Origin of the sequence: Candidatus Pantoea edessiphila (genome assembly GCF_002933345.1) — a bacterium.
GTDB lineage: Bacteria > Pseudomonadota > Gammaproteobacteria > Enterobacterales > Enterobacteriaceae > Pantoea_C.
Window position 1 is genome coordinate 324652 of the sequence record NZ_PDKR01000001.1, and the last position, 14619, is coordinate 339270.

General features: G+C 27.5%; 12 protein-coding genes. 2 read left to right on the forward strand and 10 right to left on the reverse strand.

Annotation, left to right across the window (positions count from 1 at the left end; genetic code table 11):
- Nucleotides 1-17: 17 nt before the first annotated feature.
- The 9 genes from purL to lepA all read right to left on the reverse strand — a co-directional run bounded on the left by purL (nt 18) and on the right by lepA (nt 10956).
- Nucleotides 18-3899, reverse strand: coding sequence for a phosphoribosylformylglycinamidine synthase (purL, locus tag CRV09_RS01490; RefSeq protein ID WP_136132359.1), 3882 nt, complete (start codon nt 3897-3899; stop codon nt 18-20).
- A gap of 193 nt (nt 3900-4092) precedes the next feature.
- Nucleotides 4093-4557 carry a tRNA adenosine(34) deaminase TadA gene (tadA, locus tag CRV09_RS01495; protein ID WP_136132360.1) on the reverse strand — a complete coding sequence of 155 codons (465 nt, stop codon included), beginning with the start codon at nt 4555-4557 and terminating at the stop codon, nt 4093-4095.
- A 29-nt stretch (nt 4558-4586) separates the two neighbouring features.
- Nucleotides 4587-5240: a phosphatidylglycerophosphatase C gene (gene yfhb, locus CRV09_RS01500; RefSeq protein WP_136132361.1), complete on the reverse strand. Its 654-nt coding sequence runs from the start codon at nt 5238-5240 to the stop codon at nt 4587-4589.
- 105 nt (nt 5241-5345) lie between these two features.
- Nucleotides 5346-5726 carry a holo-ACP synthase gene (gene acpS / locus CRV09_RS01505; RefSeq protein WP_136132362.1) on the reverse strand — a complete coding sequence of 127 codons (381 nt, stop codon included), beginning with the start codon at nt 5724-5726 and terminating at the stop codon, nt 5346-5348.
- Nucleotides 5726-6457: a pyridoxine 5'-phosphate synthase gene (gene pdxJ / locus CRV09_RS01510; protein WP_136132363.1), complete on the reverse strand. Its 732-nt coding sequence runs from the start codon at nt 6455-6457 to the stop codon at nt 5726-5728. The genes acpS and pdxJ overlap by 1 nt, the downstream gene beginning before the upstream one ends.
- A gap of 122 nt (nt 6458-6579) precedes the next feature.
- Nucleotides 6580-7425: a GTPase Era gene (gene era, locus CRV09_RS01515; protein WP_136132364.1), complete on the reverse strand. Its 846-nt coding sequence runs from the start codon at nt 7423-7425 to the stop codon at nt 6580-6582.
- A complete protein-coding gene (gene rnc, locus CRV09_RS01520; RefSeq protein ID WP_136132365.1) occupies nt 7422-8102 on the reverse strand; it encodes a ribonuclease III in 681 nt (226 codons plus the stop codon). Before rnc ends, era begins: the two co-directional genes overlap by 4 nt.
- 123 nt (nt 8103-8225) lie before the next feature.
- Complete coding sequence (gene lepB / locus CRV09_RS01525; protein ID WP_136132366.1) at nt 8226-9143, reverse strand: signal peptidase I; 918 nt, start codon at nt 9141-9143, stop codon at nt 8226-8228.
- A gap of 1 nt (nt 9144) precedes the next feature.
- Nucleotides 9145-10956 (reverse strand): translation elongation factor 4, encoded by a 1812-nt coding sequence (lepA, locus tag CRV09_RS01530; protein ID WP_136132367.1) that lies wholly within the window; start codon nt 10954-10956, stop codon nt 9145-9147.
- A gap of 474 nt (nt 10957-11430) precedes the next feature.
- On the opposite strand from lepA, the gene nadB reads away from it, so the two are divergent.
- Both nadB and ung read left to right on the forward strand, forming a co-directional pair.
- Nucleotides 11431-13071 carry an L-aspartate oxidase gene (gene nadB / locus CRV09_RS01535; RefSeq protein ID WP_136132368.1) on the forward strand — a complete coding sequence of 547 codons (1641 nt, stop codon included), beginning with the start codon at nt 11431-11433 and terminating at the stop codon, nt 13069-13071.
- Between the two features lie 143 nt (nt 13072-13214).
- Nucleotides 13215-13889, forward strand: a complete 675-nt coding sequence (gene ung, locus CRV09_RS01540) for a uracil-DNA glycosylase (RefSeq protein ID WP_136132369.1) — start codon at nt 13215-13217, stop codon at nt 13887-13889.
- Between the two features lie 62 nt (nt 13890-13951).
- Here ung and grpE read toward each other — a convergent pair whose 3' ends face one another.
- Complete coding sequence (grpE, locus tag CRV09_RS01545) at nt 13952-14578, reverse strand: nucleotide exchange factor GrpE (RefSeq protein ID WP_136132370.1); 627 nt, start codon at nt 14576-14578, stop codon at nt 13952-13954.
- Nucleotides 14579-14619: the final 41 nt, after the last annotated feature.

Consider the following 14619-nt stretch of genomic DNA (forward strand, 5'->3'; position numbering starts at 1 on the left):
ATTTTATTAAATTTCAATTATAAAAATTGATTTCGAGCATTATAAAATATCTGCATCCATGGACTATCTTCTTCCCAATCCATTGGATGCCAGGAATTACTTACAGTCCTGAATACTCTTTCAGGATGTGGCATCATTATAGTAACACGTCCATTCTCATTAGTAACTGATGTAATCCCTCTTATAGACCCATTGGGATTAGCAGGATATATTTCTGTAGCCTTCCCGAAATTATCAACAAATTTTAATACAACTAGATTTTTATTTTCTAGAGCTAATATATTTTTAGTTATATGATTATCTATACAACCTTCACCATGTGATACACTTACGGGAATGATAGAACCTGTCATATCTTTAAAAAATAAAGAAGGGCTATCAATTACTTTTATAAGAACAAAACGTGATTCAAATCTTTCTGATTTATTTTGAGTAAAATGAGGCCATAAATCACTTCCAGGAATAATCTCTCTCAAATGAGATAACATTTGACATCCATTACATACACCTAACGTCAAAGTTTGATCTAAATGAAAGAAGCTTGCAAATTCATCATAAAGACGTGAATTAAATAAGATAGATTTTGCCCATCCTTTACCTGCACCTAATGTATCACCGTAAGAAAAACCACCGCAAACAACTAAAATTTGAATTTTTTTTAAACTAAAACATCCATAAATTAAATCATTCATATGTACATCAATTGTAATAAAACCAGCACGATTAAAAGCAGCTGCCATTTCAACATGTGAATTAATACCTTGTTCACGTAATATTGCAACTCGAGGATGTTTGTTTTTTAAAGGTATCGAAAATGTTTTTAGCTGAAATGTTAATTTAACATTTAATCCAGGATTATTATTTTTTTTTGTTTCATGTTCTTGATCAGCACATATTGGATTATCACGTAAACGTTGCATTTGCCAAGTTGTTTCTGCCCACCATTCACGAAGAACAGACCTTTTTTCACTATAAACTACTCCTTTTTTACCTGAACGAATTACGAAAAAATCATTTTGTTGTGCACAACCAAGAAAATAACTACAATTTAAAAGATTGTTTTCATAAAGAACTGTATTCACTATTTCATAATCATATTTATTAATTTGAATAACTGCTCCTAATTCCTCATTAAATAATGTAGCTAAAACATCATTACCTAATGCAAATATGTCAATATCAATACCACAATGACCAGCAAATGCCATTTCTGCTAGTGTAACTAATAATCCTCCATCTGATCTATCATGATAGGCTAGTAATTTTTTCATTACAATTAATCTTTGTATTGCATTAAAAAAATTTTTTAATTGTTTTATATCTCTTACGTCAGCAGTTTCTTTACCTAATTGACGATACACTTGAGATAATGATGTTGCTCCCAAAAAATTATTTTTTTCACCTAAATCAATTAATATCAACATATTATCGAGATCAGATTTTATCTGAGGAGTAACAGTAAGACGAATATCTTCTACTTGAGCAAAAGCTGTAATTATTAAGGACATAGGAGAAGCCATTTCATATTTTATATTTTTATTATACCAACTTGTCTTCATAAACATAGAATCTTTACCAGCTGCAATAGTTATACCTAAAATAGGACATAATTCTTCGGTTATATTTTTTATTGCTTGATATAAACCATCATCTTCTCCTGGGTGACCATGTGCAACCATCCAGTTGGCAGACATTTTTACTCTTTTTAAAGAGCCAATGTTCGAAGCAGCTATATTAGTTAGTGCTTCACCTACTGCTAGACGGCTAGAAGAAGTAAAGTTTAATAAAGAAACTATTGGACGTTCACCTAAAGAATAGGTTGTACCATAATAACTATCAAAACTAGCTGCAACGACTGCACAATCTGAAACTGGAACCTGCCATGGTCCAATCATTTGATCTCTTGATACTAGACCACTGATACTACGATCGCAAATAGATATAAGAAATGTTTTCTCTGATACTGCCGGTAAATGAAGTACTCGTTTAACTGCATCATTTAATGTAATATTATCAAATTTTAAATTTATCTTCTGAGCTTGTTTACTTGATGTATTAATAGTCATTTTCGGCATTTTCCCCATCAATATATCAATAGGTATATCAACAGGTTTATTATTAAAATAAGTGTCAATTAATGTAATATTTCTTTTTTTAGTAACTTCACCAATAATCGAATAAGGTGCTTTTTCTCTTTTACAAATTAGATCAAATTTAATTATATTTTTAGATTCAATTGCAATTACGTAACGTTCTTGAGATTCATTACACCATAACTCCATAGGAGTCATATCTTTTTCATCACTTAAAATATTACGAATATTGAAACAACCACCATAATTTCCAGAATTAATTAATTCTGTTACAGCATTAGATAAACCTCCGGCACCAACGTCATGAATAAATATTATCGGATTTTCGTTTCCTAATTGCCAACAACGATTAATAACTTCCTGACAACGACGTTCCATTTCTGGATTTGCGCGCTGTACTGAAGCAAAATCTAATTTTTTATTAGAACTTGATAATATTGCAGAAGATGCAGTACTACCACCTAAACCAACTTTTATTGCTGGACCTCCTAAAACAACTATTTTCATACCAATTGATATTTTTCCTTTTCTTATATTCTTGTTTCTAATATTACCAATGCCACCTGTTAACATGATTGGTTTATGATAACCACGAATTTCTATTCCGTTATGGGTGTGAATTTTATTTTCATAAGTACGAAAATAACCGCTTAATATTGGACGTCCAAATTCATTATTAAACATAGCACTACCTAATGGACCATCAATCATTATATCTTTAGCGCTAGCTATATTATTTGGTTTGCCAAAATGTACTTCCCAAGGTTGTTCAAAGCCAGGAATAAACAAATTAGAAACAGAAAAACCTACTAATCCAGCTTTAGGCTCTGAACCACGTCCAGTTGATCCTCCATCTCTAATTTCTCCACCGGCTCCAGTAGCTGCTCCTTCCCATGGAGATATAGCGGTTGGATGATTATGAGTTTCTACTTTCATTAAGATATGTAAATTTTCTGCATGATAAGTATATTTTTTATTTTTATCTTCAGGGAATAAATAACTAATTTTGGGACCTTCCATAACTGATGCATTATCGTTATATGCTGAAAGAATATAATCTGGAGTTTGTTTTAAAGTATTTTTTATCATTTTAAACAAGGATTTTTTTTGTTTTTTTTTGTCTATTACCCAATTAGCATTAAATATTTTATGTCGACAGTGTTCAGAATTAATTTGAGCAAACATATAAATTTCAATATCAGTTGGATTACGTCCTAATTTGACAAAAAAATTTAGTAAATGATCTATTTCTTCTTCTGTTTGCATTAAATTAAATGCCATATTTGCTTTAACTAAAGCATTTCGTCCTTTGTTCATTACATCAATAATTTTAAATGGCTTTGGTAAATATTCACTAAATAAATATTTAACTTTTGAAAAATCATCATATGTTGATTCTTTCATACGATCATGTAACATAATGGATATTTTTTGCCATTGTGATTTATTTAAATATGATGATTTAATATAAAAAGCTATACCTCGCTCTAATCTAATTATTTGATGAAAATTGCAATTATGAATAATATCTGTAGCTTTAGATGACCATGATGAAATAGTGCCAAGACGAGGTATTACTAATAATAAACGACCTTTATGCATATCTTTATTTGAATGATTTTTACATTGAATTAAAGACTTAAAACGATCTTTTGTGTTTTTATCTAATAATTCTTTAGTATACAAAAAATAAATGTATTCAATATAAATATCATTTACTATTAAATTAGCATCTTTAAATTTATTGATAAGTTTTTTTTTACTAATATCTGAAATCTTAAAAACACTACTAAAAAATTCAATCATTATAAAAATAAAATCTCTTATCTTAAGCTAAATTTTTATTATTATCATTTAATTATGATAAACATCATATCATTAGAGCAGAACAATTATGAAAATGATTATTTAATAAACATAAATTATATTATTTTTTAATAATATATTTAAAATATTTTAAATATAATAATTTAGAAATCATTTTGTTATTAATCAATTATTAAATAATTTTACTTTTTCGCACTAAATAAAAAAAATCATTTAATAATGATAAACATTCTTTAGATAACACACCTTTAGTTAATTTTATTTTATGGTTTATACCTGAATAATTTAAAACATTCAATACGGATTGGACTGCACCAGTTTTCATATCATCGATTCCATATACTAATCTTTCTATTCTACTATGTACTAATGCACCTGCGCACATCGTGCATGGTTCCAAAGTAACATATAACGTAGTGTTCAGTAAACGATAATTTTTTAAAGTTTTACCAGCTTCACGTATTGCTATTATTTCTGCATGAGCACTTGGATCATTTTGGCTAATTGAACGATTCCAACCTTTTCCTATGATTTTATTATTTTTTACTAAAAGTGCTCCAACCGGTACTTCACCTTCTTTAAAAGCTATATTTGCCATATTTATCGCGTATCTCATCCAATATTCATCTTTTTTCATTTAAAAACATATATTCCTTAATAAATATCTTATTTTAATTTTTTAATTTTGCCATGGACATCAACAAGCCAACGCTTTTGACAAAAAGACAACAATGGATAATCTTTTTTATTATCACTATAACCACCATAAAGTTTTAATGGTGTTCCGATTTTCATTTCTAATTGATTTACCTTTTCATATCCAATACAACGTACTTTTAATATCCTTCCACCCCAACCACGTTCCATTTGACTAGCTATTAAATTTATTTGTTTAAAAAAAGAATAATCATAATAAATTTGTTCAACTAATGATTGTGGTGAACCAGTAATTACCCAAACATCAACATCATTACTACTAATATAATTAATTAATTTTTGTTGTACTATTGGAAAAATTTTCATGCGTAATCTAAACCATCCTACAAATTTTTTTTCTAAATTTAATAATGAAAGCTCAGTTCTACCAAAAGTAATAGACCATAATAATAAACTAATTGGCCAACGAGATGTGGATCCTTTAATAACCAGTCCAATTCCTATTATTGGTAACAACAACAATAATAACAATACATTAAGTGGAAGATGAAAAATTAGATAAAATATAAAACTGCCGAATATATCTTGTTTATGCAATGTGCCATCTAAATCAAAAAATATTATTTTACGTTGACTTGTATCTTTAATTGATTTTTTTTTCATATCGTATAACTTATTATTTATAATAAATTGATAAATGACAATTTTAATTATTTTTGTAAACTTAATTTACAAATCATATCATGTTTAAATATCATTAAATTTGAATTAATTTTCTATAATTACAATAGCACATGCGTAATAACGTTCATCTGTTAAAGATACATGTATATTTTTGACTCCCAGTCTTTTAGCTAGCTTAAATACATTGTTACTAAATATCAGTTTAGGTTTACCTAATGAATCATTCAAAACTTCAAATTGATTAAATGACAAATCACCTCTTATACCAGTACCTAATGCTTTAGATGCTGCTTCTTTAACAGCTAAACGCTTAGCTAAAAATCTAGCTGGTTGTTTATTTGAATAATATTGATGGCATTCAAATTTAGTTAAAATACGATTTGCTAAGCAATTACCAAAACGATTAATTATTCTAATAACACGTTCTATTTCAACAATATCAGTACCTATTCCTAAAATAGCCATTACCTACAAGCTTCTCTTAATAATTGCTTCATATCTTTTACTGCATTAGCTAATCCATTAATTAAAGCGTAACTAATAATAGAATGCCCTATATTTAGTTCACATATTTTGGGTATAGAGGCAATTGGTATAACGTTATGATAATTTAAACCATGCCCAGCATTTATTTTTAATCCAAAGTTTGCTGCAAAAATAACAGCTTTATTAATACGTTCTAATTCTTTATCACGTAGTAAACCTTCTGTCATTCCTGCATATGTACCTGTATGAATTTCAATACATTTTACTCCAGTAGATAATGCAGATTCGATTTGAATTGGATCAGCATCAATAAACAGTGAAACTATTATCCCATCTTTGCTTAATAATTTCACTGCTTGGTTAATTTCGGTTTTTTTATTTAGCACATCTAATCCACCTTCAGTAGTAATTTCTTGATTTTTTTCAGGTACTAAACAACAAGAATAAGGTTTTACTTCTCTAGCAAAATTAATCATATCTTCATCAATCGCTATCTCAAGATTCATCTTAGTTTGAATCGTTCTATTGATTATTGTAACATCTCGATCTGTGATATGACGTCTATCTTTACGTAAATGGACTGTAATACTGTCAGCGCCTGACTGTTCAGCAATTAAAGCAGCTAATAAAGGATCAGGATAATTATTACCACGTATATTACGTACAGTACCAATATGATCAATATTTACACCTAACATTAAATTCGACATAATGACCGACCTTTTTTATAAAAAATTTTATGAAAATAACGCTTAACTTTATGCAAGAACAAATATTTTGAAATTTGTTTCAATTAACTTTAAATCATTAGGCATTAAAAAATAGACTATTGTCAAGAATATACTTTTACCCATAGATAAAGATTTACTTTAGTTTTAAATATTTTTTCCATATCTAAACGAGCTGTAGTACTTATAATTTTAATTATGCTACCTCTATTGCCAACTATGATTTTTTTTTGACTATTATATTTAACTAAAATATTACCACTAACATCAAAACTTTTTTTCTTATTTATAACAAATTTTTTTATCTCAATAGAAGATTTATAAGGTAGTTCTGCCCTAAGAAAATGTAATAATTTTTCTCTAATAATTTCTGAAGCTATAAAACGTTCAGAACAAGTGGTAATATGTTCTCTAGGATAATAGTGTTCATTTTGTGGTAATTGTTTTTTTATGATTTTTAAGATAGTATCTGTATTTTCGCCATTTTGAGCAGAAATAGGGATAATTTCTAAAAAATTTCTTTTCTTACTTAAGAAGTCAATATAGGATAATAGATTGTTTTTATTTTTAATTTTATCTATTTTATTTATTGCTAATATTACTGAAGATTTTACGTTAGATAACTTATTTAATAATATTTCATCATTCTTAGTCCAATTTATAGCTTCAACTACTAATATAATAAAATTAATGTCTTCTATTATATTATTTATAATGAAATTTGCTTTGTTTGATTTGTTTTTATTATAATCTAAACCTGGAGTATCTAAATAAATAATTTGATGCTTATCTTCTGTATAGATACCTGTAATCAGGTTACGAGTAGTTTGTGATTTATACGAAGTAATTGATATTTTTTTTCCTAACAGTTTGTTAATTAATGTAGATTTTCCAACATTAGAACGACCAACTATAGCCACAAAACCACAATGAGTAATAAAATTGTTCATTTAAGTCCTAAGGTAATTAAAGCTTGTTTAGCAGCTGCTTGTTCTGCTTTACGTCTACTAAAACCTACACCGACAATTGGCTCATTTATCCCACTTACTTGACAATGAATTGTAAATTCTTGATCATGAGCTTCGCCACGTACCATTACCATTAGATAAGTTGGCAAGGGTAAGTGACGACTTTGTAAAAACTCTTGTAAACGAGTCTTATAGTCTTTTTGTTTATCTCCTGGACTTATTTCATCTAATTGAGTCTGATACCAACTCAAAATTAGTTTCTCTATTGTATATATATTACTATCAAGAAAAATACCCCCAATAATTGCCTCTACTGTATCCGCTAAAATAGATTCGCGGCGAAATCCTCCACTTTTTAATTCACCAGTGCCTAAACGCAAGCATTCACCAAGATCAAATTTACGAGCCATTTCTGCTAAAGTATTTCCTCTTACTAAAGTAGCACGCATACGACTCATATCTCCTTCATTGATAGATGGGAACTTATGATAAAGTACATTTGCAATTACGTAATTAAGAATAGAATCACCAAGAAATTCAAGACGTTCATTATGTTTACTGTTTGCACTGCGATGTGTTAAAGCTTGTTTTAAAAGTTCCAAATGTATAAAAGTATATCCAATTTTATTTTGAAGTTTATTTATCAAAAAGTGGTTCATGTGATTCCAAAATTTTTACATTCATAAATCTTAACATAAAATGAAACTAATTACTTAATATGTCTTTGTTTGTTAAAAATATCACCTCATAAAATCAAATAGTTTAATTAATTGAATAATTATTTATTCAATGCTGCCAATGCGATTTAATCTTATTCCAGTTGGCCACATATTTTCTTGTTTTTCAAAACTCATCCAAATAAAAACAGCTTTACCTATAAAATTACGTTCAGGAACAAATCCCCAATAGCGACTATCTGAACTATTATCACGGTTATCACCCATTACAAAATACTGACCTTCTGGTACAATCCAAGTTGCCTGTGGTTGACCAGGTTGATGATAATATAAATCAACTTGATCGCCTATTGTTTTTGAAATTAAAATGTCATGGGTAATTTTACCAATAGTTTCCTTGCGTGTATTAAAAATAGAACTATCAACTATTTCACTTTCAAAATTTTGATAAAAATTATTATCTTTACTAAATGTTTGAAAGAAATTACTTGGTTTAATATTAGTGTAGGTAATTTGTAATAAATTATTGCAGTTTTTTTGATTTTTACATGCCGGTATTATTTTGAGTGTTTTGCTGAAAGCATTATAAGTTATTTTGTCCCCTGGAATGCTAATAACACGTTTAATATAATTTAATGTTGGTTCTTTAGGATATTGAAATACAGCAATATCGCCACGTTTTGGTTTATAGGTTGATATTAACATGTTTTGATTGATTGGATTTTTTATTCCATATGCAAATTTTTTTACTAGAATAAAATCTCCAATCAATAAAGTAGGCATCATTGAACCAGAAGGTATTTGAAATGGTTCGTAAAAAAAAGAACGAAAAACAAATACAATCATTACTGTCGGAAATATTGATGCTAGAAATTGAATTGTTTTTTTAAATATATTTAAATTTATGATTTTTTTATCTAGTATTTCAATACTATTTTGTGATGGCCAATTAAAATAATTAATAATCCAAATAATGCCAGTAAATAATGTTATAAATAATAAAACTAGAGAAAAATTAACCATTTTATAATCCTTTATTTTCTGTCTTTTTTTCAATATCTAAAATAGCTAAAAATGCTTCCTGTGGTACAGCAACATTGCCAATTAATTTCATTCTTTTTTTTCCTTCTTTTTGTTTTTGTATAAGTTTTTTCTTACGACTAATATCTCCACCATAACATTTAGAAAGAACATTTTTACGTAATTGTTTAATATTGGTACGTGCTATAATATGATTTCCAATAGCTGCTTGAAGTGCAATATCAAATTGATGACGAGGAATTATATCTTTTAATTTTTCAATTAATTTTTTTCCTATAGGTAGTGCATTACTACGATGGATAATTAATGTTAAAGCATCAACCCGTTCAGAATTAATTAAAATATCAATTCGAACCATATTAGAAATTTGGAAACATTTGAAATTATAATCTAAAGAAGCATAACCACTTGATATAGATTTAAGACGATCAAAAAAATCTAATACTACTTCTGCCATAGGTATATCATAAGTTAGTGAAACATGATTTCCATGATATACTAAATCGGTTTGCACTCCACGTTTTTGAACACATAATGTAATAATCTTACCTAGATATTTCTTTGGAAACAACATATTACAAGTAACAATAGGTTCACGTAATTCTTTAATATTATTTGCTGGTGGTAATTTTGATGGATTATCAATGTATATAATATTACCATTAACAATTTTTACTTCATATGCAACAGTAGGAGATGTAGTAATTAAATCAAGGTTGTATTCTCGTTCTAAACGTTCTTTAACAATTTCCATATGTAACATGCCTAAAAATCCGCATCTAAAACCAAATCCTAATATATTGGATCTCTCCGGTTCATAAAATAATGAGGAGTCATTTAGACTCAATTTACTAAGGGCATCACGAAAAGATTCATAGTTGTTTGGTTTAGTTGGAAATAAACCGGCATAAACTTGTGGTTTAATCTTTTTAAAACCAGATAATGCAATATCAGTAGGATTATGTGCATTTGTTAAAGTATCTCCTACTAAACCATTAAGAACTTCTTTGATAGCACATATTATCCATCCTACTTCACCACACCTTAATTTATCACAATCAACTCTTTTTGGAGTAAATATTCCTATTCTATCGGCGTAATATGTACGATTATTGCTAAGTATTTTAATTTTATCTCCTTTAAATAAAGTGCCATTTTTTATTCTTATTAAAAATATTGCACCGAGATATTTATCAAACCATGAGTCAATTATTAATGCTTGTAATGGAGCATTAGGATTACCTGATGGTGGTGGAATATCAGTTATCAAACGCTCTAAAATGTCTTTAACACCTAATCCTGTTTTAGCTGAACATCTTATTGCTTTGGTTGAATCAATTCCTATTATGTCTTCAATTTCTTTACCAACCCGATCAGGATCAGCTGATAATAAATCAATTTTATTTAAAACCAGTAAAATTTCTAAATTCATATCAATTGCATTATAGCAATTTGCTAAGGTTTGAACCTGTACTCCTTGAACAGCATCTACTATCAATATTGCACCTTCACAAGCTGCAAGAGAACGAGAAACTTCATAAGAAAAATCAACATGTCCAGGAGTATCAATAAGGTTCAATTGATAAATTTTATCATCACTTGCTTTATAAGTAAGTTTTACATTTTGAGCTTTAATCGTAATTCCACGTTCACGTTCCAAATCCATTGAATCAAGTACTTGATCAGACATTTCTCGATCACTTAAGCCACCACAAATCTGAATGAAACGATCAGATAATGTAGATTTTCCATGATCAATATGTGCAATAATAGAAAAATTTCTTATTGTTTTCATTATATTAATTTATTAATAATATTATAGAAAATTAATAGTTATTTCAAATTGATAATTATATTTTTTATTAGTTAGATGTAGTAAATAATATATTTTAATATTGTACATATTGGAAATATTATTTTATATAATAAATTTAATTTTAATAAAATAAATATTTAACTAACTATAGTAAAAAAATAAATTAAGGGTATACGTTATTTATTTTAACAAAATGTTGTTAATTAAACAAATTTAGTGTTAAATGATAATAAATGACTTTAGAATTAAATAAATAGGGCTTAATATTTTATATTATTAAAATAGCTTAGAGTAAATTGATTTAATAGTTGAATTATTTGTGTATTAACACATTAATTAATTTAATTAAATACGTTATTAATTGCTTACATATAAGATATGTATTATAAATAACTTTGTTATAATTAAAATTTATTATTCTCAAATGCTTTTATTAATTTATTTTAAAATAAAATGAATAAGATTTCATTTCCTGATTATAAATGCGATGTCTTAATTATAGGAAGCGGTGTTGCTGGTTTATCACTAGCATTACGTTTAGCAGATAATTATAAAATTATAGTATTAACTAAATCAAAATTAAACGAAAGTTCAACTTTATATGCTCAAGGAGGTATAGCTGCAGTATTTGATAAAAAAGATAGCATCAATTACCATATTAAAGATACTTTAATTTCTGGAAATGGTTTATGTGATAAAGAAGTAGTTTCATTTATTATTAAAAATGCGGAATCATGTATACATTGGTTAATTAATAATGGGGTATCTTTTGATACTAATTCAACAAAGATAAAAAATAAAAGTTATCACCTTGCTAAAGAAGGAGGTCATAGTCACAGGCGTATTTTTCATAATGCTGATTGTACAGGACGTGAAATAGAAAATACTTTAATAAAAAAAGTACTACAGCATAATAATATTAGTATTTTTGAATATTCCATCGCAATAGATTTAATAACTTTCAAAAAGTTTAACTCACTTATTCCACGTCGAGCAGTAGGTGCTTGGGTATGGAATTGCAATAAAAAACAAATTGAAAGTTATCATGCTAAAGCAATTGTTTTAGCAACAGGAGGAGCATCAAGAGTATATCAATATACTACTAATCCTGAAATTGCTTCAGGAGATGGCATTGCTATAGCGTGGAGAGCAGGATGTCGTGTAGCTAATTTAGAATTTAATCAATTTCATCCTACTTGTTTATTATATACTCATGAAGAAGGACCTAATTTTTTATTAACTGAAGCATTACGGGGTGAGGGTGCTTGGTTAGTACGTCCTGATCGATCTCGTTTTATGTTAAGTATTGATAAACGTGCTGAACTAGCTACGAGAGATATTGTATCAAGAGCTATTGATTACGAAATTAAAAATAATAATATTGATTGTGTATATTTAGACATAACTCATAAATCTGAACAATTCATTCGCACTCATTTTCCAATTATTTATAATAAATTATTAAATTTTGGATTTGATTTAACGAAAGATATCATACCTGTAGTACCAGCAGCACATTATACTTGTGGAGGAGTAATAGTTGATAAATTAGGTCGTACTGATATAAATGGCCTATATGCAATTGGTGAAATAAGTTATACTGGTTTGCATGGTGCAAATCGTTTAGCTTCAAATTCTTTATTGGAATGTTTAGTTTATGCATGGTCAGCATCAAAAAGCTTAATGAAGACATTACCCAGTATTAATTACTTCGGTTCTTTGCCTGTATATGACAATAAAATAAATAATAAAAAATATCATTTAAATGTAAATGAATTAGAATTGAATAGTTATATAAGTAAGATTAGAAAATCTATGTGGAATCATGTTGGTATAGTGCGTAATATAAAATCTCTCAAGCATGCAAAAAATGAAATAAATTTATTAAAAAAAGAAATAGATAAATATTATAATAATAATTACTTTTCTGAAAAATTATTAAAAATTAGAAATATGTCACAAGTTGCTAAATTAATAATTCACTCAGCCATAAAAAGAAAAGAAAGTAGGGGTTTACATTATGTTCAGGAATATCCTGATTTATTATCTCGAGCAATACCAACAATTTTAATACCAAATAATTATAAAAAATGAAAATTAAATACATAAAACTAAATAACAAAAAACATGTTTAACTAATTTAGTTATACTATCTAATAGTATTTTACTTATAATATAAAATATTTATTTAGTATAACATTTTTATCTAATTCATTAGATTAAATTTGGTATTTTTAATGAGTAAAATATTAACTTGGCGTAATTTATTAGCGAAAGAAAAAAAAGAATCTTATTTCATTAGGATATTAAATTTCATTTATAGTAAACGTTCTGCTGGTATAATAATTTATCCATCACAGAGAGATGTATTTAATGCTTTTCGTTTAACTGAATTAAAAGACATTAAGGTTGTAATTTTAGGTCAAGATCCTTATTGTCGGCCAAATCAAGCTCATGGATTAGCATTTTCTGTATTTCCTAAATCTAAGATACCTCCTTCATTACAAAATATTTATAAAGAACTATTAAGAGATAGTTGTGATTTTAAAAAACCAAATCACGGTTTCCTTGAAAGTTGGGCTAAACAAGGTATAATGTTACTTAACACTATATTGACAGTAGAATCGGGAAAAGCATATTCTCATGCAAATATTGGATGGGAAATTTTTACTGATAAAGTAATTAATATTATTAATCAAAATTGCGATAAGGTAGTTTTTTTGTTGTGGGGTGTTCATGCCCAAAATAAAATTAATCTTATAAATATTCAACGTCATTATATATTAAAAGCACCACATCCCTCTCCCAAATCTGCTTATTTGGGATTTTTTGGTTGTGGACATTTTTCACAAACCAATAAGTTATTAATCGAATGTGGTAAGGATCCTATTGAATGGACACCAGTATTGTAAAGGTAATAACGTTTATTTTATCACAACCGAATTATCGGTTGTGATAAATGAAATAAAATAAATTAGTCTTTTATTTTAGTTACAGAAACCATTGCTGGTCTTAAAAGACGACCATTTAGCATATATCCTCGTTGAATAATTGATTCAACATAATTTGGAGAAATAGTTTCTGATTCCGTAATTAACATTGCTTGATGTATAACTGGATTAAAAGGGATATTAGTTTCATTTATTACTTTAACTCCAAATTTATACATTACGTTTAGCAATGATTTTAATGTTAACTCAATTCCTTGAATCATAGGTGTTACTAGATCATTTTCTTTGTTACTAGTTGTTTCTAAAGCACGTTCAAGGTTGTCAATAACTGGTAAAAGTTCAGTGGTGAATTTTTCTAATGCGAACTTATGGTTTTTTTCTATATCCATCTTTGTACGGCGACGAATATTTTCAATTTCAGCTTGGTTACGCATTTTCAAATCAAATATATTAGCTTGATATTGCGTTAATTTTTCTTGAAGTTTTACAATATGATCTTGTAGATTACTTTCAATTGATGGCTCAGATTCAATTGGTATTTCATGGTGAGTTGAAGGTTCAGATTTAATTGATGATTCAGATTCAACTGACAGTTTGTTTTGGTTAATTGATGAGCTATTACTATTTATATCTTGTTCTTTGTTTTCCATTTTTATTCCGTATTTCATAAATTCATTTTATTTATTAGTTA